Origin of the sequence: Frigoribacterium sp. PhB118, assembly GCF_003751725.1 — a bacterium.
Lineage (GTDB): Bacteria > Actinomycetota > Actinomycetes > Actinomycetales > Microbacteriaceae > Frigoribacterium.
Window position 1 is genome coordinate 1039559 of record NZ_RKID01000001.1, and the last position, 24477, is coordinate 1064035.

The window sequence follows — 24477 nt, forward strand, 5'->3', positions numbered from 1 at the left end:
GCAGTCCGAGGAGGACCGATGCGAGTCGTGATCGTGACCGAGAGCTTCCTACCCACCGTCAACGGGGTCACCACGAGCGTGCTGCGCGTGCTCGACCACCTGGCCCGACGCGGACACGAGGCCATGGTCATCGCCCCGGCCGGCCGCGGGACCACGAGCTACGCCGGCTTCCCCGTCCACCGGGTGCCGTCCGTGGCCTACCGCCAGTTCCCGGTCGGCCTGCCGAACCCGCAGGTCGCGGCCGCCATCGCCGGGTTCCGACCCGACGTCGTGCACGTCGCCTCGCCGTTCCTGCTCGGCGCCCAGGCCATCGCCGCGGCGGCACGCCTGGGCGCGCCCTCGGTCGCCGTCTTCCAGACCGACGTCGCCCGGTACGCGGGGACGAACGGCCTCGGGCTCGGCTCGGCCGTCGCCTGGCGGCTCGTCCGCCGCATCCACGACCAGGCCACGACGACGCTGGTCCCCTCGCGCGCCTCCTTGCGGGACCTCGAGACGGCCGGCGTGGGCCGGCTCGCGACCTGGGGGCGAGGAGTCGACTCGGCCCTGTTCCACCCGAACCGCAAGTCGGGCGACGCGGTGCGCGCCCTGCGGGAGTCCTGGGGCGCACCCGACCAGGTGCTCGTCGGCTACGTGGGCCGACTGGCCCCCGAGAAACAGGTCGAGCGGCTGGCCGCCCTGCGCCCCCTGCGGGAGGCCCGCCTCGTGGTCGTCGGGGGCGGCCCCTCACTGCCCGCCCTCCGCCGCCGCCTGCGACAGCTCGACCCGGTGTTCACCGGCCCTCTGCACGGCGAGCACCTCGCGGACGCCTATGCGGCGCTCGACGTGTTCGTGCACACCGGCTCGACCGAGACCTTCGGTCAGACCGTCCAGGAGGCCCGCGCCAGCGGACTGCCGGTCGTGGCCCCGGCCGCGGGCGGGCCCCTCGACCTGGTGCGGCACGGGGTCGACGGGTTCCTCTTCGAGCCCCGCCACGACCACTCGCTCCGCCGGAGCGTCCGCACCCTGGTCCTCTCGGACGAGCTGCGGGCCCGCTTCGGCGAGGCCGGCAGGCGGGCAGTCGTCGGACGCACGTGGGAGACGCTCGGCGACGAGCTCGTCGAGCACTACCGACGGGCGATGGCGAGCGTCCGCGCTGGGGCGGAGCGCGCCTCCGTCCGCTGATCGCAGGGCCGGGCCGACGGGTCCGTCTTGTCTCGACGTCGAACGACTTCGGAGGGGCGGGGCCGCGTCCGCACTCGGCGGGAACATAGACTGGACAGGTTCTGAGAACGCCACCAGCGGACACGGCTGTCCCTCGTACCGATCGAGCGAGAGCGTCGTCCGCCCCATCCGCGAGGAGAAGTGCTCATGGCCGAGCAGTCGACGGGAACGGTCGCATCACCGGCAGGCAGACCGGGTGCACCGAAGATCAGTGCGCCCAAGGCGCCCGGGAAGATCGCCGGCACCCTCTACCGGGGCCGTGAGGGCATGTGGTCGTGGGTCCTCCACCGCATCACCGGCGTGAGCATCTACTTCTTCCTGCTGGTGCACATCCTCGACACCGCCCTGGTGCGGATCAGCCCCGAGGCCTACAACGCGGTGATCGGCACCTACAAGAACCCGATCATGGGACTCGGCGAGACCGGCCTCGTCGCCGCGATCCTGTTCCACGCCCTGAACGGCCTGCGGATCATCCTCATCGACTTCTGGGGCCCCGGCACCAAGTACCAGCGCGTCATGTTCTGGGTCGTCATCGGCCTCGCCGTGGTCCTGTTCGCCGGTTTCGCCCCGCGCCACCTCATGAACGTCTTCTCGGAGTAGAGCCATGACCACCCAGACCGTCGAAGCCCCGCGTTCGGCCCGCGCGGCCCAACGCTCCACCAACTACGAGAAGTGGGGCTGGATCTACATGCGCGCCAGCGGCCTGCTGCTCGTCGTGCTCGTGTTCGGCCACCTGTTCATCAACCTGCTCGCGAGCGAGGGCGGCGTCAAGGCCATCGACTTCGCCTTCGTGGCCGGCAAGTGGGCCAGCCCGTTCTGGCAGGTCTACGACACCCTCCTCCTCTGGCTCGCGCTGATCCACGGCACGAACGGCATGCGGACGATCGTCAACGACTACGTCTCGAAGCCGACGGTGCGCAAGGTCCTGCTCGTCACGCTCGTCACGTCGACCGTCGTCCTGCTCGTCCTCGGCACGCTCGTGATCTACACGTTCGACCCGTGCCCCGCGAACGCCCCGGCCGACCTGCTGCCGTCGTTCTGCACCGCCGGCTAGCCATCCGGCCCACCGTCCACTCCGGCCACCGGCCGCACGTCCCCACCGGAAAGAACCGTGACCACACCCTCCCCCGCCCCCGCCAGCACCGTCGTCGACGGCGTCCACTACCACCAGCACGACATCGTCATCGTCGGGGCCGGGGGTGCGGGCATGAGGGCGGCCATCGAGGCCGGCCCGAACGCCAGCACCGCGGTGATCTCGAAGCTGTACCCGACCCGTTCGCACACCGGTGCGGCCCAGGGCGGCATGGCCGCGGCCCTCGCCAACGTCGAGGACGACAACTGGGAGTGGCACACGTTCGACACCGTCAAGGGCGGCGACTACCTCGTCGACCAGGACGCCGCCGAGATCCTCGCCAAGGAGGCGATCGACGCCGTCCTCGACCTCGAGAACATGGGGCTGCCGTTCAACCGCACCCCCGAGGGCAAGATCGACCAGCGTCGCTTCGGCGGCCACACGGCCGAGCACGGCAAGAACCCCGTCCGGCGAGCCTGCTACGCGGCCGACCGCACCGGGCACATGATCCTCCAGACGCTCTACCAGAACTGCGTCAAGCACGGCATCAACTTCTTCAACGAGTTCTACGTCCTCGACCTCATCATGGGAGAGATCGACGGAGAAGAGCGCCCGGCCGGTGTGATCGCCTACGAGCTCTCGACCGGCGACCTGCACGTGTTCCAGGGCAAGGCCGTCATCTTCGCCACCGGCGGCTTCGGCAAGATCTACAAGACGACGTCCAACGCGCACACCCTGACCGGCGACGGCGTGGGCATCATCTGGCGCAAGGGTCTGCCGCTCGAGGACATGGAGTTCTTCCAGTTCCACCCGACCGGCCTCGCCGGGCTCGGCATCCTGCTGAGTGAGGCCGCCCGCGGTGAGGGCGCGATCCTGCGCAACAGCGAGGGCGAGCGCTTCATGGAGCGCTACGCCCCCACCATCAAGGACCTGGCGCCCCGCGACATCGTCGCGCGCTGCATGGCGACCGAGATCCGCGAAGGCCGGGGGGCCGGACCGCACAAGGACTACGTCTACCTCGACATCACGCACCTCGACCCGGCCGTGATCGACGCCAAGCTGCCGGACATCACGGAGTTCGCCCGCACCTACCTCGGCGTCGAGCCGTACACCGAGCCCGTCCCCGTGCTGCCGACCGCCCACTACGCCATGGGTGGCATCCCGACGAACGTCAAGGCCGAGGTGCTCCGCGACAACACGACGGTCGTGCCGGGCCTCTACGCCGCCGGCGAGTGCGCCTGCGTCAGCGTGCACGGCTCCAACCGCCTCGGCACGAACTCGCTGCTCGACATCAACGTCTTCGGCAAGCGCGCCGGCAACAACGCCGTCGAGTACGTGAAGGACGCACCCTTCGTGCCGCTGCCCGACGATCCGGCCGGCTTCGTGCGCGGTCTCGTCGAGGACGTCCGCAACGCCACGGGCACCGAGCGCATCGCGACGCTGCGCAAGGAGCTGCAGGACAGCATGGACCGCAACGCCCAGGTGTTCCGTACCGAAGAGACCCTCGACGAGGTCACCCACGTGATCGCCGACCTCCGCGACCGGTTCAAGAACATCTCGGTGCAGGACAAGGGCAAGCGCTTCAACACCGACCTGCTCGAGGCCATCGAGCTGGGCTTCCTGCTCGACCTCGCCGAGGTCGTCGTCTACTCGGCTCGTTCGCGTCAAGAGAGCCGCGGGGGGCACTTCCGCGAGGACTACCCCACGCGCGACGACGAGAACTGGCTCGTCCACACGATGGCGTACCTGACGGGCGACGCCCACTCGTCCCTGGCCGGCGACCACATCCGCCTCGACACCAAACCCGTCGTGATCACGAACTACCAGCCGATGGAACGGAAGTACTGACATGAGCACCGCTGTCCTCGAGAACAAGCCCCAGGGCGCCGACGCCGTCCCCACGTTCACGGCCACCCTGATCATCCGTCGGTTCGACCCCGAGGTCGACGACGAGCCCCGCTGGCAGGACTTCGACGTCCAGGTGCTGCCGACGGACCGGGTGCTCGACGCCCTGCACCAGATCAAGTGGGAGCAGGACGGTTCGCTGACCTTCCGTCGTTCGTGTGCCCACGGCGTCTGCGGCTCCGACGCGATGCGCATCAACGGTCGCAACCGGTTGGCCTGCAAGACGCTGATCAAGGACCTCGACATCTCGCAGCCGATCTACGTCGAAGCGATCAAGGGCCTTCCCCTCGAGAAGGACCTCGTCGTCGACATGGAGCCCTTCTTCCAGTCGTACCGCGAGATCCAGCCGTTCCTCATGGCCTCGTCCAAGCCCGAGAAGGAGCGCCTGCAGAGCGCCACCCAGCGCGAGCGCTTCGACGACACGACCAAGTGCATCCTCTGTGCCGCCTGCACGTCGAGCTGCCCGGTGTTCTGGACCGACGGCCAGTACTTCGGTCCGGCCGCCATCGTCAACGCGCACCGCTTCATCTTCGACTCGCGCGACGAGGGTGCGCAGGTGCGCCTCGACATCCTGAACGACAAAGAAGGCGTGTGGCGCTGCCGCACCACCTTCAACTGCACCGAGGCCTGCCCGCGCGGCATCCAGGTGACGCAGGCCATCGCCGAGGTCAAGCAGGCCGTGTTGCGCGGACGGGCCTGACACCGAGCCACCTCCACGAGAGAGGGCCCGACCACCATGTGGTCGGGCCCTCTCTCGTCCGACGGGTCGCGGCGGCGCATGGACGCACGTCGACGACCTGGTCAGTCGTCCTCGACGATGCAGGCGGCCTCGAGGCCGAGGGCGAGGCGGAGCGCGACCGACACCCCGGTCTCGCCTTCGTCGCCCATCGGGGCGACGGCGTCGATCCAGAACACCGGGAGGGGCACCGAGGGCGGGTCGGGCAACAGGCGGTGGACCTCGTCCGCCTCGGTCAGTTCGGCCGCCTGGTAGACGGTGAGCAGCGGAACCCCACCCGCCCCGAACACCTGGAGGGCGTCGCCGCCGTCGATCTCGCGCACGCCGAGCGAACCGTCGACCGCGTGGGCCGCCGTCGCGAGGTCGAGCTGGTCGTAGACGTGCGGACTCAGGATGGTGATGTCGCGGGGCATCAGCTCTCGTCCTCGGCCGGACGCGGACGCTCGGTTCCGGCCTGGGACTCGATGCCGTCGGCCTGGCCGCCGGACCGGCTGCCCGTCCCGGCATCGGCCTCGGTCATGGCCTCGGCCTCGGCCTCGGTCGTGCTCTCGTGCAGCAGGTCCAGTTCGTGCAGGTCTTCCTCCCACGCCTGGAGCAGAGGGCTGGCGACGAGCTGGGCGAGCCTCTCGGGGCCGACCGCCTCCAGGGTGCGGTGCAGGGCGTTCCAGCCCGACGTGGCCTCGTCACCCAGCGGCACGACGTAGGCGGGCAGGCGCGGGCGGCCGACCACGACGACCGGACGTCCGGCGTCGAGGGCGGAGCGTTCGAGGCCGAGCCGACGCACGGACGGTGCGCCGATCAAGAGGGCGACCGGGTTCGGCGGGGGGTAGGTCACGGCCCGGACGCACCGATCGGACTCGCCCTCGCGGGCGATGACGAGGGCGAAGGTCGGCAGGGACGACTCGGCGATGTGGCCGAGAGCCTCGGTCAGCCGGGCGATGGCGTCGTCGAGCGTCCCCTCGGTCACGTCGACCGTCAACGCCGTGGTCTCCTCGATGCCGTGGTCGGTGACCCGTGCGGTGATCGTCGCCGACAGGTGCGGCCCCTCGACGACGACCCGGACGGTCTCGGGAGCCTGGTGACGGGCGTGCTGGGTGAGGACCCAGCGGTCCCAGGCGTGGCCCAGGGGCTCGGTCGCCCCCCATCGGGTCGGGACGGTGCCCGAGACCGCCGCTCCCAGGGTCTCGACCGCACCTCCCAGGCTCGTGTCGTGGGATGCCCTGTGGAGCACCGTGAGGTCGACGCTGAGCTGGCAGGTGGTGTCGACGGCGTCCTCGATGAGTGGCAGCCACCCGGCGGACGGCACGACGGGCGCCGAGGCGTCGAGCTCGGTGGCCGCGGCGTCGACGTCGGCGTACGGCAGGCCCGTGAGGCCGTCCCGGAGACGGTCCTGGTCGTCGTGCACGGCCCAGACGCCCCCGGCGGCGACCAGGGCGGCCCGGAGACCGACGGTGAGGCGCGACCGTTCGCTGGTGACCAGCACGACGCGTCGACTCGTCGGGGGTCGACCGAGGAGGTCCGCGAGCGGACGACTGAGTCGGACGACGCGGGCCCTGCTGTCGACCCGGACGGCGCGCGACGAGATCGCGTCGACCAACGGGTGTCGGATTGGGGTGCCCACCCGTCGATTCTGCTCCGTGCCGGAAGGCCGTGACCGGATGCACGGCGGACTCGGACCAGCCCGGCCCGAGAAGGCCCGCGCGGCCTAGGCTTGGTCCCCGTCATCGCCAACGACCCTCGAGAGGCCTGCCATGAACGACGCCCGACGCCTCGACCGACGGCCCCGCCGGCCCGGTCCGCGAGCGATCTCGTGAGACGACGCCCGTACCGCAACGGCGAACGCCCCCTCGACCAGCGGGAACGCCGACGAGCGTTCGCGGCAGCCGTCCGGACGAGGCCGCCCCTCCGACCCACCGCCGACCGAGAGTTCGGTCGGGCCCTCGCGCGCCTCGACGAGCTCGTCGAGAAGGTCCTGCTCTCGGGCGACCACGACCGCTTGCTCGACGAGACGCGGGTGTCGACCTGGCCTCGCGAACTGGACGCCGTGGCCGCGGTCGTGGTGGACCGGCTCGATCCGCCGCCGTCGGTCGACCGCGCTGCGGTGTCCGCCGCCGTCGCGGACAACCTGGAGGCGCGCTTCGGCCTGCGTGCGGGAGCGTCCCCGACCGAGAGGTCGGTCGTCCTCTGGCAGTCGGTGGCCGGTGCCGACTCGCGGCTCGCCGAGAACGGGTGGGAGCGTGACGTCCTCTCGGACGACCGGGAGGCGCTGGCCGAGTTCTTCGCCTCGGACGGCGATCCGGTGCGGGCACGTCTCACGCGGTCGTCGGGTCGCCTGCACCTCGAACTGCGGGGCACGAACGCACCCGTCGGCGATCGGTCGTCGTCGTACGCGGTGCTGTCGAGATCGAGCGCGCTCGTCCTCGTCGACGATCCTCGCGGCCTCGTCTCGGTGCTCGACGAGAGCACGGCCGGTGCGCTGCGGGACGTGGTCGTCGCCTGGGGCGAACTGGCCGACCACCTCGACGAACGACGCGCCGAGACCGGGGCACGCTGAAGCCGGACCGTCTTGAGGCCGGACCGTTCTGAGGCCCGACCGTCCTGAGGCCGGACCGTCCTGAGGCCGGAACACCCTGAGGCCCGTCGACACCGAGGTCGGAGTCGGACGGCCGAGGGACGGCGCCGCCCCCGGGAGGGGCAACGCCGTCCCGACCGTCAGACGGTGACGGCTTCTGCTGCCTGACGCGCGCCCGCGGCGGTGGTCGCCGCGACGGCGGCGGCCGCGAGTTCGCGAGCCTGGTCGAGGGTGTACCGGGAGAGCTCGAGGCGCACGTCGGCCAACGCGGCCGGCGTCATCGAGAGCGTGGTCGCCCCCAGACCGACGAGCACGACGGCCAGCAGGGGGTCGGCCGCGGCCTCGCCGCAGATGCCGACCGGCTTGCCGGCTGCGGCACCGGCGTCGCCGAGCGACTTGACCAGACGCAGCACGGCGGGGTGCCAGGGGTCTTGATAGGCGGCCACGGAGCCGAGCATGCGGTCGGCCGCCATCGTGTACTGGGTGAGGTCGTTCGTCCCGACGCTGACGAAGTCGGCGCTGGCGAAGATCTGGTCCGCGAGCACCGCGAGCGAGGGGACCTCGGCCATCACGCCGACCGTCTTCAGGCCGAGTTCTCGGCCGAGGGCGACGAAGTACTCGGTCTCTTCGGCGTCGCTGACCATGGGCGCCATGACCCACAGGTCGGCGGTGGTCGCCGCCTGTGCCTGCGCCAAGGCGGTGAGCTGGTCGCGCAGGATGTCTTCTTTGACGCGCAGGGCGCGGAGGCCGCGCAGGCCGAGCGCGGGATTCTCCTCGTGGGCGTCGTTCAGGAAGCTGAGCGGCTTGTCGGCGCCCGCGTCGAGGGCGCGCACGACGACCTTCTTGCCCGGGAAGGCCTCGAGCAGGGCGGTGTAGCTCGCCGTCTGGCTCTCGACGGTGGGCGCGGTGGAATTGCCGAGGAAGAGGAACTCGGTGCGGAACAGTCCGACGCCTTCGGCACCCAGTTCGATGGCCCCGGCTGCCTCGGCCGGCGCGCCGAGGTTCGCGAGCAGCGGGACGGTGTGGCCGTCGGCCAGCGCGCCCTCGGTTAGCGGCGCGGCAGCGGCGGCGGCGCGGTCGGCGATGCGCTTCTCGGCGTCGGCGACCTCGTCGGCGGACGGGTCGACCGTGACGACGCCGGTCGCGGCGTCGGCGACGACGATCGTGCCGTCGGCGAGGTCGAGGGCACCGGTCACCCCGACGATCGCGGGGATCGACTTGGACCGGGCGAGGATGGCCGTGTGCGACGTGGGTCCGCCATCACGCGTGACCAGGGCGAGCACCTTGTCGAGGTCGAGCAGGGCGGTGTCGGCAGGGGCGAGGTCGGGCGCGACCAGCACGAACGGGGTGTCGCTCTCGGGCACCCCGGGAGCCGGGACGCCGCGCAGCGAGGCGATGACGCGCTGCGCCACGTCGCCGAGGTCCGTCGCGCGTTCGGCCATGTAGCCCCCCATGCCGATCAGGAGGTCCTGGAAGGCGGCGAACGCCTCGTGCACGGCGCGTTCACCGGTGCGACCGTCGTCGATGCGGGCCTTCACGTCGTCGGTGAGGGTGGGGTCCTGGGCCATGAGCGACTGGGCGTCGAGGACGTCCTTCGCCTCGCCGCCGGCCTTCTCGCCGCGGGCCGTGAGGTCGGCGGCGACCGCGGAGAGGGCGGTGAGCACGGCGTCGTACTCGAGAGCCGCGTCGGCGGTGCGGGGATCGGTGCCCGGCTCGGGCAGCGGATCGGGCATCTTCTTGACGGGGCCGACGGCCACTCCACGTCCGACGCCAACGCCCTGTAGTGCCACGGTGAACCTCTTCGAGTCTCGATGGTGGGGACGTGCGGCAGGACGCCGGGCACGCCCACGGTCGGTCCATCGTAGACGGAACGTCCGGACGTCCGGTCAGAGCCGATCCCGGGCTCGACCGAGGTGGCCGGGCCGCGTCGCCCGGCCACCCCTACCCTGGACGCATGCGCGCGCCGTGGACCCGAGAACCGACGCCCGACCCGGCCGAGGCGACCCGCGCCTCCGCGGCGGGACGCCCGTCCGGACGCGCCCGGCGGGCCGGCTCACGCGTCGTGGGGTCGCGGCCGACGCGGGTGCTGGCGCGGCACGTCACGGCGAAGGGGCCGCTGCTCGCCGCCGGGTTGACCTACCAGGCGCTCTTCGCCCTGTTCGCGGCCCTGTGGGTGGGCTTCTCGGTCGCGGGGTTCGTCGTCTCGGGCGACCAGGTGCTCCGTGACGAGTTGATCGTGTTCATCCGCTCGGCCGTCCCCGGGCTCATCCAGGACGTCGACGGCACGGGCGTCGTCGACCCCGAGTTGCTGCTCGACGCGTCGGTCTTCGGTTGGACCGGCGCGGTCGCCCTGCTCGGTCTCCTGGTGTCGTCCGTCACGCTGCTCGGCAGCATGCGCGACTGCGTGCGCATCGTGTTCCGGGCACCGCAACCGGTCACCCCGCTCGGCCGACTGATCGTGCGCGACCTCGGCCTGGCCCTCGCCTTCGGGGCCGCGGTCGTCGTGTCGGCGACGCTGTCGCTGCTCAGCACCACGGCGGTCTCGGGCCTGTTGTCCGGGGTGGGCGTCTCGACCCGGTCGATCGCGGGCGAGGCGACCCTGCGCGTGGTCGGCATCGTGCTCGTGTTCGTCTTCGAGACCGCGGTGCTGGCCGTCCTGTTCCGCGTGCTGGCCGGGCTGCACATCCCCTTCCGTCGACTGCTCGCGGGGGCGATGCTCGGAGCGGCCGGGTTCGTCTCGCTGACCGTGGTCGGCGGCGTCGTGCTCCGCGCCACGGGGTCGAACCCCCTGGTCGCCTCGTTCGCGGCCGTCGTCGGGCTGTTGATCGTGATCAACCTGCTGTGCCAGGTGCTGCTGCTCAGCGCCGGCTGGATCGCCGTCGGCATGGACGACCTCGGCGTGCTCGCCGACCCGCATCAGGAGGCGGCCCGCCTCCGCCGCCTCGAGGAGGAACGGCGAGCCCAGGAGGCGCGGGCCCGGTCGCGGGGCGGTCGCCTGGTGGACGGCGCCCGCGGGCTGCTCTCGCGGTCGCTGCGGGCCGTCCGCCGGGGTGACCCGTCCGACGCCCCGGGCACGGGGTCTCCCGACGACCCCGGTGACGGTGCCCGCCGCTAGTCTGGAGCCCATGTCCACGCGCCTCCGTCTCGCCACCGTCAACGTCAACGGCGTCCGTGCCGCCTTCCGCAAGGGCATGGGCGACTGGCTCTCGGCTCGCGACGTGGACGTCCTCACGCTCCAAGAGGTGCGCGCCTCGACCGACGACCTCGAGGGCCTGCTCGGCCCCGAGTGGAACGTCGTGCACGACCCGGCCACCGCCAAGGGGCGGGCCGGTGTGGCCATCGCCAGCCGGGGCAAGGCCCACGTGCACCGCGTCGAGCTCGGCCCCGACGACTTCGACAGTGCCGGGCGGTGGCTCGAGGCCGACTACGAGATCGACGGCACCGTCGTGACCGTCGTCAGCACGTACGTCCACTCGGGCGAGGTCGACACCCCCAAGCAGGACGAGAAGTGGAAGTTCCTCGACGCCATGTCGGCGCGGCTCCCCGAGCTCGCCGCCAACAACGAGCTCTCGGTGGTGACGGGCGACCTCAACGTGGGCCACCGCGAACTCGACATCAAGAACTGGAAGGGCAACGTCAAGCGCGCCGGTTTCCTCCCCCGCGAACGCTCGTACTTCGACCGGTTCCTGGGGCCCGCGGGCGAGCAGGTCGTGACCGTCGACGGCACCGGCGGAGAAGGCCTCGGGTGGGTCGACGTGGGTCGACGCTTCGCCGGCGAGGTCGAGGGGCCCTATTCGTGGTGGTCCTGGCGCGGACAGGCCTTCGACAACGACGCCGGTTGGCGCATCGACTACCAGCTGGCCACCCCGGCGCTGGCCGATACCGTCGAGCACTACGTGGTCGACCGGGCGGCCGCCTACGACCAGCGCTGGTCGGACCACGCCCCGGTCGTCGTCGACTACCGGCTCTGACCCGCGTCCCACCCCGTCTCTTCTCGCACCACCCCGACCGAGGACCTCATGACCAAGCCCCGTCTCTTCTCCGGCATGCAGCCGTCCGCCGATTCGCTCCACGTCGGCAACTACATCGGCGCCCTCCAGCAGTGGAAGTCGTTGCAGGCGACGCACGACGCCCTGTTCTGCGTGGTCGACCTGCACGCCATCACCGTCCCCCAAGACCCCGCCGCGTTGCGCGCGCAGATCCGCGGCACCGCCGCCCAGTACATCGCCGCGGGCATCGACCCGGCGGAGTCGACCCTGTTCATCCAGTCGCACGTGCCGGCACACACGCAGTTGGCCTGGGTGCTCAACACCCTGACCGGTTTCGGTGAGGCCAGCCGCATGACGCAGTTCAAGGACAAGGCGGCCAAGCAGGGGTCCGACGCGGCCTCGCTCGGCCTGTTCGCCTACCCGACCCTGATGGCCGCCGACATCCTGCTCTACCAGGCCGAGACGGTTCCCGTCGGAGACGACCAGCGTCAGCACGTCGAGCTCACCCGCGACCTCGCCACCCGGTTCAACTCCCGTTTCGGCGAGACCTTCGTCGTGCCCGAGGCGACGATCCAGAAGGAGTCCGCGCGCATCTACGACCTGCAGTCACCCGAGTCGAAGATGAGCAAGTCGGCGGCCACCGACGCCGGAGTCGTGTGGATGCTCGACGAACCGAGCCGCACCGCCAAGAAGATCAAGTCGGCGGTCACCGACGCCGAGCGCGAGATCCGCTTCGACCGCGGCGCCAAAGCGGGGGTCTCCAACCTGCTCACCATCCTGTCGTCGTTCTCGGGTTCCAGCGTGGCCGACCTCGAGGAGCGCTACGCGGGTCGCGGCTACGGCGACCTCAAGAAGGACGTGGCCGAGGTCGTCGTCGAGACCTTCGCGCCCGTCCGGGCCCGAGCCCTCGAACTCCTCGACGACCCGGCCGAGCTCGACCGCATCCTCGCCGTCAACGCCGATCGGGCGAACGAGATCGCCCAGGTCACGATCGACACCGTGTACGACCGCATCGGCTTCGTCCGCAAGGCCTGATCGTGCTGCCGTTCGTGCTCGCGTCGCCGACCCTCGAGTTGCGGGTGCCGAGCGCGGCCGACGTGCCGGCCATCGTCGACGCCTGCCGCGACGAGACGCTGCAGCGTTTCACCACGGTGCCCGTGCCGTACGGACGGCCCGACGCCGAGTTCTTCCTGCGGCGCATCGTGGACGACGGGTGGGCGACGGGACGCGAGTTCACCTGGGGGCTGCGCCGCCCGGGTTCGGGTCTGCTCGAGGGCGTGGTCAGCGTTCGGCTCCGGTCGTCCGACGTCGGCTTCTGGACGGCCCCCGCCTCGCGGGGTCAGGGGATGATGACCGAGGCGCTCGGCCTGGTGGCCGACTGGGCGTTCGGCGCCGGAGGGCTCCGAGAACTCTTCTGGGAGGGCTACGTGGGCAACGACGCCTCCGCGGCCGTCGCCCGCCGGACGGGGTTCACCTACCAGGGCGTCGGTCCGGGGCTCCACCCGGACCGTGACGGAGGCCACCCCCTCTGCTGGAAGGCCCGCCTGCGACCGGGCGACGTGCGGTCGGCGCGAGCCGGTTGGCCCGACCTGGGGCGCCCCGGGGTCCGTCCCGGCGGCTCCGCGGAATACCCCGTCGCCGACGGCGTTGACTCCCTCACCGATGCCGTCGACGGCGTCGCCCGCCCGACCCCCACCGCGCACGCCCCGGCGCGCGACCGTTCCGTCCCGGAGGCACAGTGAGCATCGATCCGATCGACCACGACGTCCTCGAACGCGCCATGCGCCGAGCCGTCACGCTCGCGCGACGTGGGCCGGCCCGCGGCGTGAACCCCCAGGTCGGTTGCGTCCTCCTGCGTCCCGACGGCAGCACCGCGGCCGAGGGATGGCACCGCGGTGCCGGCACGCCACACGCCGAGGTCGACGCCCTCTCGCACCTCTCCCCCGGCGAGGCGCGGGGCCTGACCGCCGTCGTCACGCTCGAACCCTGCGACCACGTGGGCCGCACCGGTCCGTGCAGCGTCGCCTTGATCGAGGCGGGCGTCTCCCGCGTCGTCCACGCCGTCGCCGACCCCGGCGCGTCCTCCGGGGGCGGGGCCGAGCGGCTGCGCCGCGCCGGCGTCGAGGTGGTCGACGGCGTGCTCACCGACGAGGCCACCGAGATGGCTCGCCGCTGGTTGGTGACGGCCCGGACGGGCCGGCCGTTCGTGACGCTCAAGTGGGCGTCCAGCCTGGACGGTCGCACGGCGGCGTCCGACGGCAGCAGCCGCTGGATCACCGGGACGGCGTCACGGCAGCACGTGCACGAGCAGCGAGCGGCCCACGACGCGATCCTGGTGGGCACGGGCACCGTGTTGGCGGACGACCCCAGCCTGACCGCCCGCGGCGACGGCGGAGAACTGCTCCCCGACCAGCCCCTGCCCGTCGTCGTCGGCACGCGCACCGTGCCGGCCGACGCCGCCCTGCGTCGGCACCCCCGCGACATCGTCGAGACGGGGACGCACGACCTCGAGGCCGTGCTCGACGACCTCGGCACCCGCGGGGTCCGCAGCGTGTTCGTCGAGGGCGGACCGACCGTGGCCAGCGCGTTCGTCCGGCTCGGGCTCGTCGACGACTACGTCGTGTACCTCGCGCCCACGCTGCTCGGCGGCCCCCGGACGGCCCTCGACGACCTCGGCGTGGACCACATCGACGGGCAACGACGACTGCGCGTCACCGACGCGCACCCCCTCGGCGACGACCTGGTGGTCGTCGCCCGCGACACCCCCAGGAGCCCCGCATGACCACCACCCCCGCCGCATCGTCCCAGGTGTCGTTCGAGGTCGAGACCACGGTCCCCACCCGTCACGGCACGTTCCGCATGAGGGCCTACCGCGACACCCTCACCGGGGCCGACCACGTGGCGATCATCGCGAGCGACCCGACCGGCCTCCCCCCGGCGGACGGTGCCCTCGTGCGCGTCCACTCGGAGTGCCTCACGGGCGAGGCGTTCGGCTCCCTCAAGTGCGAGTGCGGGCCACAGCTCGACGCCGCGCTCGACACCATCCGGGACCACGGCGGGGCCGTCGTCTACCTGCGTGGTCACGAGGGTCGGGGCATCGGCCTCGTCGACAAGCTCCGGGCCTACCGCCTGCAAGAGGACGGACTCGACACCCTGGACGCCAACCTCGCCCTGGGGCTGCCGGCGGACGCCCGGGACTACGGGGCGGCGGCCGACGTGCTGCGCGACCTGGGGCTCGGCCGCGTCAGGCTGCTGAGCAACAACCCCGAGAAGCGGCGTCAGCTCGGCGAGCACGGCATCGAGGTCACCGAACTGGTGCCCCTCGTCGTCGGCGTCGGTGCCTTCAACGAGGGCTACCTCGACACGAAGCGCGACCGCATGGGCCACGAGCTGCCCGGCCACCTCGGCTCCGACGACTGAGTCCGCGGCGGCCCCCGCTCCCGCGGCGGCTCCCGCTCCCGCCGCCCCGACGTGCGTCCCCACCGGGGTACACGCCGGAGTACGATGGACGACGGCTGTCACGAGCGGCCACCGTCTCACCCGGCCGAGCGATCCGCAGATCCCTGCACCGCGCCTCCGTCCGACCCGTTGCGCCGCACCATGCGCCCGGTCGTCGACGTCCGCCGGGACCTCGACCCCTGCCTCGGAGTGCCCCCGTGTCTGCCCCCACCGTCGACCCGTCGACGTCGTCCGTCCCCGCCACCAACAAGCGTTCGCGCGTCATCGTCGCGAGCCTCATCGGCACCTCGATCGAGTTCTACGACTTCTACGTCTACGCGACCGCCGCGGTGCTCGTCTTCCCGACCATCTTCTTCGCCAACGACGACCCCGCCGTGGCCCGCCTCGCCTCGTTCGCGGTCTTCGGCGTCGCGTTCATCGCCCGGCCCGTCGGGTCGATCGTCTTCGGCCACTTCGGCGACCGCATCGGCCGCAAGGGCACCCTCGTGGCGTCGCTGCTGACGATGGGCATCGCCACGGTGCTGATCGGGTGCATCCCGGCGGGCACCACGCCCGGTTGGGCCGTCGCCGGCCCGGCCTGCCTCGTCGTGCTGCGCTTCTGCCAGGGCCTGGGCCTCGGTGGCGAGTGGAGCGGTGCCGCATTGCTCGCGACGGAGAACGCCCCGGCGAACCGCCGCGCGATCTACGGCACGTTCCCCCAGCTGGGTGCGCCCATCGGCTTCATCATCGCCAACCTGCTCTTCGTGCTGCTGAACACGACCCTCACCGAGGAGCAGTTCATGGCCTGGGGATGGCGCCTGCCGTTCCTGGCGAGCGCGGTGCTGGTGATCATCGGCCTCTACGTCCGGTTCAAGCTGATCGAGACGCCGGCGTTCCAGAAGGTCGTCGACTCGGGCAACGTCGCGACCCTCCCGCTCGCCCGCGTGTTCCGGTCGAGCTGGCGCCCCCTGCTGCTCGGCACGTTCATCATGCTGGCGACCTACACGCTCTTCTACCTGATGACGACGTTCACGCTGACCTTCGGGACGGCTGACGCCGCGGGCGACCCGGCCGGCCTGGGCATCCCCCGGACGCAGTTCCTCTGGATGCTGATCCTCGGCGTGGTGTTCTTCGGCGTCTTCACGCTCGTGTCGGGGCCCCTGGCCGAGAAGTACGGACGCCGCGCGATGCTCATCTGCGTGACGGCCGGCATCCTCGTCTTCGGCTTCACGTTCGCCCCGCTGTTCGCCGCGGGTGCCCTCGGCGCTCAGGCGTTGCTCATCATCGGCTTCGTCCTCATGGGGCTGACCTTCGGACCGATGGGGGCCGTGCTGCCCGAGCTGTTCCCCACGAGCGTGCGCTACACCGGCTCGGCGATCAGCTACAACGTCGCGAGCATCCTCGGTGCCGCCGTGGCCCCGTTCATCGCCGTGGCGCTCTGGACGGCCGCGGGCGGCAGCACCTGGCTCGTGGGTCTCTACCTGTCCTCGATGGCGGTGTTGACCCTGATCGCGCTCGTGCTCAGCCGTGAGACCCGCGACGTCGACTACGACACGGCCGGCTGACCGGACGCGACGTGCCCTGCCGCCCGGCCCGCGCCTCCTGACCGGAGGCGCGGGCCGGTCTCGTGACGCAGGTGGATGTCACCGGGACGAAGTACGGTCGTAGTCGGCGGAGGCACCGCCCGCGACACCGACCGCCGCACCCGCGACGCCGGTCACCTGGCACGAGAGGCATCATGAGCTCCGACACGCGCGCGCGCACGACGACGTCCGACGGGAAGGAGGCGCGGGTCGACCCACCGGCCGCGCCCCGGTCGCGGTGGGGTCGCCGTCCGCAGCCCGAGGGTCCGCGTGCCACGTTCCGTCAGCTGTTGCCCTACCTGTTCGAGCACAAGAAGGTCATGGCCGTCATCATCGTGCTCAGCGTCCTGGGTGCCGCGGCGTCGCTCGGTCAGCCGTTGCTCGTCCAGCAGGTCATCTCGGCCGTGCAGGAGGGCGTGACGCTCGGTCCCCTCGTCTGGGCCCTGGTCGCGCTGGTCGTCGTGGCCGGGCTGATCAGCGGGTTCCAGCACTACCTGCTGCAGCGCACCGGCGAGGGCGTCGTCCTGTCGAGCCGCCGTCGCCTCGTCGGACGCATGCTCCGGTTGCCCGTCAGCCAGTTCGACACGCGCCGGACGGGCGACCTCGTGTCGCGGGTCGGCTCGGACACCACCCTGCTGCGGGCCGTGCTCACCCAGGGGCTCGTCGAGGCGATCGGTGGCAGCCTCACCTTCGTCGGCGCCCTGGTCGGCATGTTCCTGATCGACCCCGTCCTGCTCGGACTGACCGTGCTCGTCGTCGCCGTCTCGGTCGTCGTCGTCGTGCTGTTGTCCGGACGCATCCGCGTGGCGAGCCGCCAGGCGCAGGAGAAGGTGGGTGACCTGACGGCCGCCGTCGAACGCGCCATCAGCTCGGTCCGCACGATCCGCGCCTCGGGCGCCACCGAACGCGAGATCGTCGCCGTCGAGCGAGACGCCGAGGGTGCCTACCGACGGGGGCTGCAGGTCGCGCGCATCTCGGCCCTGGTCGTGCCGATCTCGTCCGTCGCCCTCCAGGCCTCCTTCCTCGTCGTGCTCGGCGTCGGAGGGTACCGGGTGGCCAGCGGTGCCATCGAGATCGCCTCGCTCATCTCGTTCGTGCTCTTCCTCTTCCTCATGATCATGCCGCTCGGCCAGGCTCTCGGCGCCGTGCTCAGCGTCAACCAGGCCCTGGGGGCGCTCGGACGGATCCAGGAGATCCTCGACCTGCCGAGCGAGACCGACGGCGACGAGCGCCTCGCGGCCGAGGTCGCGACCCGTGAGGCGGGTGCCGGTGGTCTGGAGGCGGACGACGGCATCGCCGTCCGGTTCGACGACGTGCACTTCCGCTACCCCGACTCGCCGGTCCCCGCCGGGCCGGCCACGGGGGGCCCGCAGGTCTCCGGCGACCCGGTCCACGTCTCGGGCGAAGGCCCCGCCGACGACGACCTCACGGTGTTGCGAGGCGTGAGCTTCTCGGTGCCCGTCGGCAAGCGCACGGCACTCGTCGGCCCCTCGGGAGCAGGGAAGAGCACGATCCTGTCGCTCATCGAGCGTTTCTACGACCCGACCTCGGGTGCCGTGCGCGTGGGGGGCGCCGACGTGCGCACCCTGGATCGGCGCGACCTGCGGTCCCGCATCGGCTACGTCGAACAGGACGCCCCGGTCCTCGCCGGCACCATCCGCGACAACCTCACCCTGGGTTCGCCCGAGGCGACGGACGACGACTGCCGTCGGGTCCTCGAGGCCGTGAACCTCACCGCCGTCCTCGAACGCGGCGACCAGGGCCTCGACGCCCAGGTCGGCGAGGACGGGGTGATGCTCTCCGGAGGCGAGCGCCAGCGCCTGGCCATCGCCCGCACGCTGCTCAACGCGCCGCCGATCCTCCTGCTCGACGAGTCGACCTCGAGCCTCGACGGCCTCAACGAGCAGCGCCTCCGCGAAGCGATCGACGCGGTGGCCGAGAACCGTACGCTCATCGTCATCGCCCACCGGCTGTCGACCGTGGTCGACTCCGACCAGATCGTCGTCGTCGAGGCCGGGCGGGTGGTCGGTGTGGGCACCCACTCCGAACTGGTGGGGACGACGCCGCTGTACAAGGACCTGGCGAAGCACCAACTCCTCGTCTGAGGCCGGGCTCCGCGCACGACGAGCACGGCCACGACGCCGTGCGACGATGGCCCGATGAGCGATGTCGCCCCCGCGGTCCTGACCCACGTCGAGCGCGGGGTCGGTGTCGTCACCCTCAACCGCCCGGAGAAGATCAACGCGGTGACGCTCGAGATGCTCGGGCTCGTCGAGCAGGCGCTCGACGCCTGGGAGGACGATTCGCGGGTCTCGGCGGTGCTGGTGCGGGGCGCCGGGCCACGGGGGTTCTGTGCCGGGGGCGACATCGCGTGGATCCACGCCGCCGCCACGACGGACCCTCGGCGCAGCGTCGAGATGTGGCGGCGCGAGTACCGTGGCACGCTGCGTCTGTCGCGCTGGTCGAAGCCGATCGTGTCGCTGCTCGACGGCATCGCGATGGGTGCCGGCATCGGGCTCGGCGGTCACGTCACGCTCCGCATCGTCACCGAACGCAGCTCGGTGGGCATGCCGGAGACCCGCATCGGGCTGACACCCGACGCGGGCGGTAGCTTCTTGCTGTCGCGAGCCCCGGGCGAGCTCGGTACCCACCTCGCCCTGACGGGCCGCGCGATGACGGCTGCCGATGCCCTGCACACGGGCTTCGCCGACCTGTTCGTCCCGTCCTCCGAGCTGACTCGAGTCCTGCCGGCACTGGCCGAGGGCGGCCCCGACGCCGTGCGGGCGCTGGGCACGACGGCGGGGCCGTCCGAGCTCGCGGATGCCGCCGGGTGGATCGATCGCGCCTATCGCGGCGACGACGCCGGGACGATCGTGTCCCGCCTGCACGAGCTCGCCGAGGAAGGTCTCGCCGACGCCGGAGCCGTGGTCGACGACCTCGTGGCGGCGTCGCCCACGTCGGTGGTCCTGACCCTCGAAGCCCAGAGGCGGGCGGCCCGACTGCCCGACCTCGAGGCCGTGCTGGGGCAGGAACTCGGCATCGTCACCTCGCTCGCCGCGTCGCCGGATCTCGTCGAGGGCATCCGGGCTCGCGTGATCGACAAGGACCGCCGGCCCCGGTGGTCACCGTCGACCCTCGCCGAGGTCGACGTCGAGGCGACGCTCGCGACGGTCGACTGGTCCACGCGGCTCTGACCGGGTCGAGTCGACTGCCGCCCCGCTCGCCGCCGACGGGCTGCTCGCCGTTCGCCGCGAGCCACCGGCTCAGAGGCGGACCACGCGTCCCTCCCCCGCGGAACGGCGGGCGGCCTCGATGACCTCGAGTGCCCGGACCGCGTCCCAGGGGTCGACCGGGAGGTCGCCGTCGCCTCGGAGCGCCCGGGCCATTCGGGAGTAGAACTCGGGATAGCGCCCCGGATCGGTCGACTCGTCGCGACGCGTGCCGCCCGTGACGACGACACCACGGCGATCGCCCGCGTCGACCCCGTAGGTGGGATCGACAGGCGGCAGTCCGGACGACAGCTGGGCCTCTTGCGGGTCGAGGCCGTGCACCTCGTACGCGCCGGCCGACCCCAGCACCCGGAACCTCGGCCCGGGGAGGGCTGCGACGTGGCTCATCGTGAGCCGCGCCCGTCGACCCCCGTCGTGCTCGAGCGACAGATGCACGTCGTCGTCGGCCGAGCCGGTGGGGCGGCGAGTCGCGATCTCGGCATGGACGGACCGGACCGGCCCCAGGAGGCGCATGACCTGGTCGACGAGGTGCGGGCCCAGGTCGAACAGGATGCCGCCACCGTCGGCGGGTGTGGCCCGACGTTTCCAGCCGACGCGGTTCTCGAGCTTCCACGGCTCGAAACGCGACTCGACCGTGTGCACGTCGCCCAGCTCACCCGACCCCGCGAGACGCGTCGCCGTCAGGAAGTCGCCGTCCCACCGCCGGTTCTGGTAGACCGTCAGCGGCCGCCCCAGCGACTCGGCGAGCCCGACGAGCTCGCGGGCGTCGTCGGCCGAGGTCGCCAGCGGCTTGTCGACCACCACGGCGGCCCCGGCTCGCAGGGCACGCACCGCGGTCTCGACGTGGGTGTCGTTCGGGGTGGCCACGACGACCAGGTCGAGTCGACGACGCCAGAGCTCGTCGACGTCGGCGACGACCTCGGCACCCGGATGCGCCGCGGCGGCCTGCCCCGCACGGTCGGCGTCGCGCGTGACGACGGCATCGACCTGCCAGGCCGGGTCCGCCGCCAGGAGCGCGCCGTGGAACACCCGTCCTGCGAGCCCGTAGCCCACGATGCCGACGCGCAGCGGCTCGACGGCGCTCATGCGGCGGCGAACGGGTCGGGGGTGAGCACGTAGACCGTCTCGAGGTACTCGTGGATGCCCTCGGCACCGCCCTCGCGGCCGAGGCCCGACGACTTGACGCCGCCGAACGGGGCCGAGGCGTTCGACACCACGCCGACGTTCAGCCCGAGCATGCCGGTCTGCAGCCGCTCGGCCAGCCGCTGCCCTCTGGCGAGGTCCCGCGTGAAGGCGTAGGCGACGAGCCCGAACTCGGTGTCGTTCGCGAGGCGGACCCCCTCGGCCTCGTCTCGGAACGTCGAGACGGCCAGGACGGGGCCGAAGATCTCGGTCGTCAGGATCTCGCTGCCGGGGGCGACGCCCGACACGACGGTCGGCTCGAAGAACGTGCCCGGACCGTCGACGGGGTGGCCGCCGGTCTCGACCACCGCGCCGTGGGCGACGGCGTCGCGGACCAGGCGGTCGGCCTTGTCGACGGCCCGGTCGTCGATCAACGGGCCCACGGAGACCCCGTCGTCGGTCCCCGCGCCCACCCGGAGTCCTCGCACGCGCTCGACCACCCGGGCGGTGAACTCGTCGGCGACCGACTCGTGCACGATGAACCGGTTGGCGGCAGTGCAGGCCTGGCCCACGTTGCGGAACTTCGCCTGCATCGCGCCCTCGACCGCGGCGTCGAGGTCGGCGTCGTCGAAGACGACGAAGGGCGCGTTGCCCCCGAGTTCCATCGAGGTGCGCAACACCTGCTGGGAGGCCTGCGTCAGCAGCGTCGAACCGACCGGTGTCGACCCCGTGAAGCTGAGCTTCCGGAGGCGCGGGTCACGGATCAGGGGCTCGCACACGTCGTTCGCCGACAGGGTCGTCACGACGTTCACCACACCGTCGGGAACACCCGCCTCGGCGAGCAGGGCGGCGAAGGCGAGCGTGGTGAGCGGGGTCAGCTCGGCGGGCTTGACGACCACCGTGCAGCCGGCGGCGAGGGCGGGCGCGATCTTGCGGGTCGCCATGGCGAGGGGGAAGTTCCAGGGGGTGATCAGCAGGCAGGGGCCCACCGGGCGGTGCAGCACCGTCGTCCGGCCGGTGCCCTCGGGGTTGGTGCCGTAGCGACCCGAGACGCGCACGGCCTCTTCGGAGAACCAGCGGAGGAACTCGCCGCCGTAGGTGACCTCGCCGAGCGACTCGTCCAGCGGCTTGCCCATCTCGAGCGTCATCAGGAGGGCGAAGTCGTCGCGCCGCTGCATCAGCAGGTCGAAGGCGCTACGCAACACCTCGCTGCGGTGGCGGGGGGACGTGGCCGCCCAGTCCTCTTGCGCGGCGACCGCGGCGTCGAGGGCCCGCAGGCCGTCGGCGGGAGTGGCGTCGGCCACCGCGACCAGGACCTCGCCCGTGGCCGGGTCGACGACGTCGATCGTCTCGCCGGAGGACGACGGGCCCCACGAGCCCCCCACGAAGAGGCCGGTGGGCACGGCCTCGACCACGCGACGACGCTCGGCGGCCGTCACGACCGGGCGGCTCACGCCGGGACCCCGGTCGAGCCGTCGACGACGTCGGACGACGGGACCGTGCGCACGCCGGCCGCGCGCAGCTCGGCCAGGGCGGCCTCGCTCGGAGCCGGGGCCACACCCGCCACGAGGTCGGTCAGCACCGTGACCCCGAGCCCGGCGGTGACGGCGTCGAGGGCCGAGGCCCGGACGCAGTGGTCGGTCGCCAGACCGACGACGTCGACCTCGTCGACGCCCGTCGCGGCGAGGACGTCACCGAACGGTCGCCCGTCGTCGACGAGCCCGTCGAACAACGAATAGGCCGGCCGACCGTCGCCCTTGAGCACGTGGACGTCGACGAGGGCGGTGTCGAGGTCGGGGTGGTAGTCGGCACCGGTCGAACCCTGCACGCAGTGGACCGGCCACGAGTCGACGAAGTCGGGCTCGAGGCTGAAGTGGCCGCCGTTGTCGCCGTCGGCCGCGTGCCAGTCGCGGCTGGCGACGACGAGGTCGTACCGGTCGCGATGGGCGCGGAGGTGGTCGGTGACCGCCTGCGCGACGTGGGCGCCGCCGGTGACCCCGAGTGCCCCTCCTTCGGTGAAGTCGTTCTGGACGTCGATGACGAAGAGTGCTCTGGTCATGCCACCATTCTCGCGCGCCGCACCGACAGCGGCACGCCTCAGCCGTTGGCCAGGTTGTCGCCGCAGTTGTAGACGGCCGTCGTCAGGGTGTCGAGGGCGGCCCGCGCGTCGTCCTGCACGGAGCCGATCGCGTAGAAGGCGAAGGTGAGCTTCGTGCCGTCCGCCGCGTCCACCGTGCCGGCCAGGGTGTAGGCCGTGTCGATCCAGCCGGTCTTGGCGTGCACGGCACCCCGGGCCACGGCGTTCGCGCCCGTGAACCGGGAGGCGAGCGTGCCCGTCTTGCCCGACACCGGCAGCGCGTCGTAGACGACGCCGAGGCCGTGCTCGCGGTTCAGGACCTGGATCATCAGGCGCGCGACGAAGGTCGAGGGCACGGCGTCGTTCTCGCTCAGGCCGGACCCGTCGATGATCGTGAGCGAGGACGTGTCGAGACCATAGGTCGACGAGAGCACGGACTTGTAGAGGGCGGTGAGCGACGCGGCCGACCCGTCGGCACCGGACGCCTTCGACGAGACGCGAGCGAGCATCTCGGCGAGGGTGTTGTCAGAGGTCGGCAGCAGCTGCGAGATCAGGCGGCCGACCGGCTGGGACGACACCTGGGCGATCACGGTGCCGCTCGTGGCGGCGCCCTGGGTCATGGTGGCGGAGTCGGCGCCGACGACGCCCGCGGCGACGAGCGCGGAGCGGAAGGCGTCGCCGGCACGGGCGACGGGGTCGGTGCTGCGCGGACTCGTCTGGGCCGCAGGGTTCGCCCGGTCGCCGTCGACCATGAGCGCGGTGACCTCGGAGTGGTACCCGATGGTCTGCTCGGTGCGCTTCCAGGACGGGTCCCACTTGTCGGAGGGGTTCCAGAAGGTGGCGTCGAGCGTGATCTGCGTGAGGGGCTGCTCGCCGAGCGACGCCTTCACCTGGGTCGCGAGGTCGGCCACCGTGGGGGCCCCGGCGTACACGCTCGAGCCGGTGGCGCTGAGCGTGGCGTCACCGCCGCCGACCAGGGACACGGCACCCGTCCCGGCGTCGCCGGTCACCCGGGTCGTGAGACGCGCGTCGGGCCCGAGGACCGACAGGGCGACCGCGCTCGTCAGGGTCTTCAACACGCTGCCCGTGCGAGCCGGGGTCGAACCGTTGCGGTCGAAGAGGACCTCGCCCGTGGCGGCGTTGACCACGCTGCCCTCGAACTGGGCGAGACGGGCGTCGGACGCGGCCCCGGTGACCGAGCAGGTCCGGAGGCGCGTGGCACCCGGGATCTCGGCGGGAACCGAACGGGCAGGGTCGACCGAGGGGGTCGGGGTCGGGGTGACCGTGACCGCCGGCTCGGGGCTCGACGCGGCGGCCCGTGCCGTCCCGGCGTCGGGCGCGGTGGCGGCCCCGGCGGCCACGGCGCCGCCGCCGAGCAGCGCGAAGGCGAGGACGCCCGCCGTCACGACGACCCCCCGCGGACGCGAGGAGACCCAACGCCGCACCGAGGCGCCCGCCCCCGTGGACCGGGCCGCGTCGCCGGAGCCGACGCCGTCGCCCCCCGTGGTCGACTCGGGACGGTCGTGACGTGGCTCACCCTGATCGCTCATCGA

Annotated in this window: 21 protein-coding genes and 1 pseudogene; 15 read left to right on the forward strand and 7 right to left on the reverse strand. The window is 72.2% G+C overall.

The window, feature by feature from the left end; translation table 11 throughout:
- Window positions 1-18: 18 nt before the first annotated feature.
- The 5 genes from EDF21_RS04760 to EDF21_RS04780 all read left to right on the forward strand — a co-directional run bounded on the left by EDF21_RS04760 (window position 19) and on the right by EDF21_RS04780 (window position 4877).
- On the forward strand, window positions 19-1161 hold the full coding sequence (locus tag EDF21_RS04760) for a glycosyltransferase family 1 protein (RefSeq protein WP_123570463.1): 1143 nt from the start codon (window positions 19-21) through the stop codon (window positions 1159-1161).
- 186 nt (window positions 1162-1347) lie between these two features.
- On the forward strand, window positions 1348-1800 hold the full coding sequence (gene sdhC, locus EDF21_RS04765) for a succinate dehydrogenase, cytochrome b556 subunit (RefSeq protein ID WP_082486448.1): 453 nt from the start codon (window positions 1348-1350) through the stop codon (window positions 1798-1800).
- 4 nt (window positions 1801-1804) lie between these two features.
- A complete protein-coding gene (gene sdhD / locus EDF21_RS04770; RefSeq protein ID WP_056046415.1) occupies window positions 1805-2254 on the forward strand; it encodes a succinate dehydrogenase, hydrophobic membrane anchor protein in 450 nt (149 codons plus the stop codon).
- Window positions 2255-2311: 57 nt separating this feature from the next.
- Window positions 2312-4120, forward strand: a complete 1809-nt coding sequence (sdhA, locus tag EDF21_RS04775; protein ID WP_056046417.1) for a succinate dehydrogenase flavoprotein subunit — start codon at window positions 2312-2314, stop codon at window positions 4118-4120.
- A gap of 1 nt (window position 4121) precedes the next feature.
- Entirely contained in the window at window positions 4122-4877 is a 756-nt protein-coding gene (locus EDF21_RS04780) for a succinate dehydrogenase iron-sulfur subunit (protein ID WP_056046419.1), read from the forward strand.
- 101 nt (window positions 4878-4978) lie between these two features.
- Here EDF21_RS04780 and EDF21_RS04785 read toward each other — a convergent pair whose 3' ends face one another.
- Window positions 4979-5326 carry a hypothetical protein gene (locus EDF21_RS04785; protein WP_056046421.1) on the reverse strand — a complete coding sequence of 116 codons (348 nt, stop codon included), beginning with the start codon at window positions 5324-5326 and terminating at the stop codon, window positions 4979-4981.
- Window positions 5326-6534: a DUF6177 family protein gene (locus tag EDF21_RS04790; protein WP_148053630.1), complete on the reverse strand. Its 1209-nt coding sequence runs from the start codon at window positions 6532-6534 to the stop codon at window positions 5326-5328. The genes EDF21_RS04785 and EDF21_RS04790 overlap by 1 nt, the downstream gene beginning before the upstream one ends.
- Window positions 6535-6723: 189 nt before the next feature.
- On the opposite strand from EDF21_RS04790, the gene EDF21_RS04795 reads away from it, so the two are divergent.
- Window positions 6724-7467 (forward strand): hypothetical protein, encoded by a 744-nt coding sequence (locus EDF21_RS04795; protein ID WP_123570465.1) that lies wholly within the window; start codon window positions 6724-6726, stop codon window positions 7465-7467.
- A 158-nt stretch (window positions 7468-7625) separates the two neighbouring features.
- Here the strand turns inward: EDF21_RS04795 and ptsP are convergent, their stop codons facing one another.
- Entirely contained in the window at window positions 7626-9275 is a 1650-nt protein-coding gene (ptsP, locus tag EDF21_RS04800) for a phosphoenolpyruvate--protein phosphotransferase (RefSeq protein ID WP_082460298.1), read from the reverse strand.
- 164 nt (window positions 9276-9439) lie between these two features.
- On the opposite strand from ptsP, the gene EDF21_RS04805 reads away from it, so the two are divergent.
- The 9 genes and pseudogenes from EDF21_RS04805 (at window position 9440) to EDF21_RS04845 (ending at window position 19689) form a co-directional block, all read left to right on the forward strand.
- On the forward strand, window positions 9440-10600 hold the full coding sequence (locus EDF21_RS04805) for a YihY/virulence factor BrkB family protein (RefSeq protein ID WP_123570466.1): 1161 nt from the start codon (window positions 9440-9442) through the stop codon (window positions 10598-10600).
- A gap of 10 nt (window positions 10601-10610) precedes the next feature.
- Window positions 10611-11456, forward strand: coding sequence for an exodeoxyribonuclease III (locus EDF21_RS04810; protein WP_123570467.1), 846 nt, complete (start codon window positions 10611-10613; stop codon window positions 11454-11456).
- 48 nt (window positions 11457-11504) lie between these two features.
- Entirely contained in the window at window positions 11505-12509 is a 1005-nt protein-coding gene (trpS, locus tag EDF21_RS04815) for a tryptophan--tRNA ligase (RefSeq protein ID WP_123570468.1), read from the forward strand.
- 2 nt (window positions 12510-12511) lie between these two features.
- A complete protein-coding gene (locus EDF21_RS16660) occupies window positions 12512-13216 on the forward strand; it encodes a GNAT family N-acetyltransferase (RefSeq protein WP_158612857.1) in 705 nt (234 codons plus the stop codon).
- A gap of 38 nt (window positions 13217-13254) precedes the next feature.
- Window positions 13255-14256 (forward strand): bifunctional diaminohydroxyphosphoribosylaminopyrimidine deaminase/5-amino-6-(5-phosphoribosylamino)uracil reductase RibD, encoded by a 1002-nt coding sequence (gene ribD / locus EDF21_RS04825; protein ID WP_123570826.1) that lies wholly within the window; start codon window positions 13255-13257, stop codon window positions 14254-14256.
- A gap of 17 nt (window positions 14257-14273) precedes the next feature.
- Window positions 14274-14894: pseudogene (gene ribA / locus EDF21_RS04830) on the forward strand (GTP cyclohydrolase II); the annotation flags it as partial.
- Window positions 14895-15130: 236 nt separating this feature from the next.
- A complete protein-coding gene (locus EDF21_RS04835; RefSeq protein ID WP_056046434.1) occupies window positions 15131-16477 on the forward strand; it encodes an MFS transporter in 1347 nt (448 codons plus the stop codon).
- A gap of 173 nt (window positions 16478-16650) precedes the next feature.
- Window positions 16651-18600: an ABC transporter ATP-binding protein gene (locus EDF21_RS04840; RefSeq protein ID WP_123570470.1), complete on the forward strand. Its 1950-nt coding sequence runs from the start codon at window positions 16651-16653 to the stop codon at window positions 18598-18600.
- A 54-nt stretch (window positions 18601-18654) separates the two neighbouring features.
- Complete coding sequence (locus tag EDF21_RS04845) at window positions 18655-19689, forward strand: enoyl-CoA hydratase/isomerase family protein (protein WP_123570471.1); 1035 nt, start codon at window positions 18655-18657, stop codon at window positions 19687-19689.
- Window positions 19690-19758: 69 nt separating this feature from the next.
- Here the strand turns inward: EDF21_RS04845 and EDF21_RS04850 are convergent, their stop codons facing one another.
- The 4 genes from EDF21_RS04850 to dacB are packed head-to-tail and all read right to left on the reverse strand — an operon-like array spanning window position 19759 to window position 24474.
- On the reverse strand, window positions 19759-20811 hold the full coding sequence (locus tag EDF21_RS04850; protein WP_123570472.1) for a Gfo/Idh/MocA family oxidoreductase: 1053 nt from the start codon (window positions 20809-20811) through the stop codon (window positions 19759-19761).
- A complete protein-coding gene (locus EDF21_RS04855) occupies window positions 20808-22301 on the reverse strand; it encodes an NAD-dependent succinate-semialdehyde dehydrogenase (protein WP_369794387.1) in 1494 nt (497 codons plus the stop codon). The genes EDF21_RS04850 and EDF21_RS04855 overlap by 4 nt, the downstream gene beginning before the upstream one ends.
- Window positions 22298-22906, reverse strand: a complete 609-nt coding sequence (locus tag EDF21_RS04860) for an isochorismatase family protein (protein ID WP_123570473.1) — start codon at window positions 22904-22906, stop codon at window positions 22298-22300. The genes EDF21_RS04855 and EDF21_RS04860 overlap by 4 nt, the downstream gene beginning before the upstream one ends.
- 38 nt (window positions 22907-22944) lie before the next feature.
- Complete coding sequence (gene dacB / locus EDF21_RS04865; RefSeq protein WP_082460420.1) at window positions 22945-24474, reverse strand: D-alanyl-D-alanine carboxypeptidase/D-alanyl-D-alanine-endopeptidase; 1530 nt, start codon at window positions 24472-24474, stop codon at window positions 22945-22947.
- Window positions 24475-24477: the final 3 nt, after the last annotated feature.

What these genes read in the sequence shown, in the direction of transcription:
- EDF21_RS04760 (WP_123570463.1), top strand. Translation starts at nt 19, where the DNA reads ATGCGAGTCGTGATCGTGACCGAGAGCTTCCTACCCACCGTCAACGGG.
- sdhC (WP_082486448.1), top strand. Translation starts at nt 1,348, where the DNA reads ATGGCCGAGCAGTCGACGGGAACGGTCGCATCACCGGCAGGCAGACCG.
- sdhD (WP_056046415.1), top strand. Translation starts at nt 1,805, where the DNA reads ATGACCACCCAGACCGTCGAAGCCCCGCGTTCGGCCCGCGCGGCCCAA.
- EDF21_RS04780 (WP_056046419.1), top strand. Translation starts at nt 4,122, where the DNA reads ATGAGCACCGCTGTCCTCGAGAACAAGCCCCAGGGCGCCGACGCCGTC.
- EDF21_RS04785 (WP_056046421.1), bottom strand. Translation starts at nt 5,326, where the DNA reads ATGCCCCGCGACATCACCATCCTGAGTCCGCACGTCTACGACCAGCTC.
- EDF21_RS04805 (WP_123570466.1), top strand. Translation starts at nt 9,440, where the DNA reads ATGCGCGCGCCGTGGACCCGAGAACCGACGCCCGACCCGGCCGAGGCG.
- EDF21_RS04810 (WP_123570467.1), top strand. Translation starts at nt 10,611, where the DNA reads ATGTCCACGCGCCTCCGTCTCGCCACCGTCAACGTCAACGGCGTCCGT.
- trpS (WP_123570468.1), top strand. Translation starts at nt 11,505, where the DNA reads ATGACCAAGCCCCGTCTCTTCTCCGGCATGCAGCCGTCCGCCGATTCG.
- ribD (WP_123570826.1), top strand. Translation starts at nt 13,255, where the DNA reads ATGCGCCGAGCCGTCACGCTCGCGCGACGTGGGCCGGCCCGCGGCGTG.
- EDF21_RS04840 (WP_123570470.1), top strand. Translation starts at nt 16,651, where the DNA reads ATGAGCTCCGACACGCGCGCGCGCACGACGACGTCCGACGGGAAGGAG.
- EDF21_RS04845 (WP_123570471.1), top strand. Translation starts at nt 18,655, where the DNA reads ATGAGCGATGTCGCCCCCGCGGTCCTGACCCACGTCGAGCGCGGGGTC.
- EDF21_RS04850 (WP_123570472.1), bottom strand. Translation starts at nt 20,811, where the DNA reads ATGAGCGCCGTCGAGCCGCTGCGCGTCGGCATCGTGGGCTACGGGCTC.
- EDF21_RS04860 (WP_123570473.1), bottom strand. Translation starts at nt 22,906, where the DNA reads ATGACCAGAGCACTCTTCGTCATCGACGTCCAGAACGACTTCACCGAA.
- dacB (WP_082460420.1), bottom strand. Translation starts at nt 24,474, where the DNA reads ATGAGCGATCAGGGTGAGCCACGTCACGACCGTCCCGAGTCGACCACG.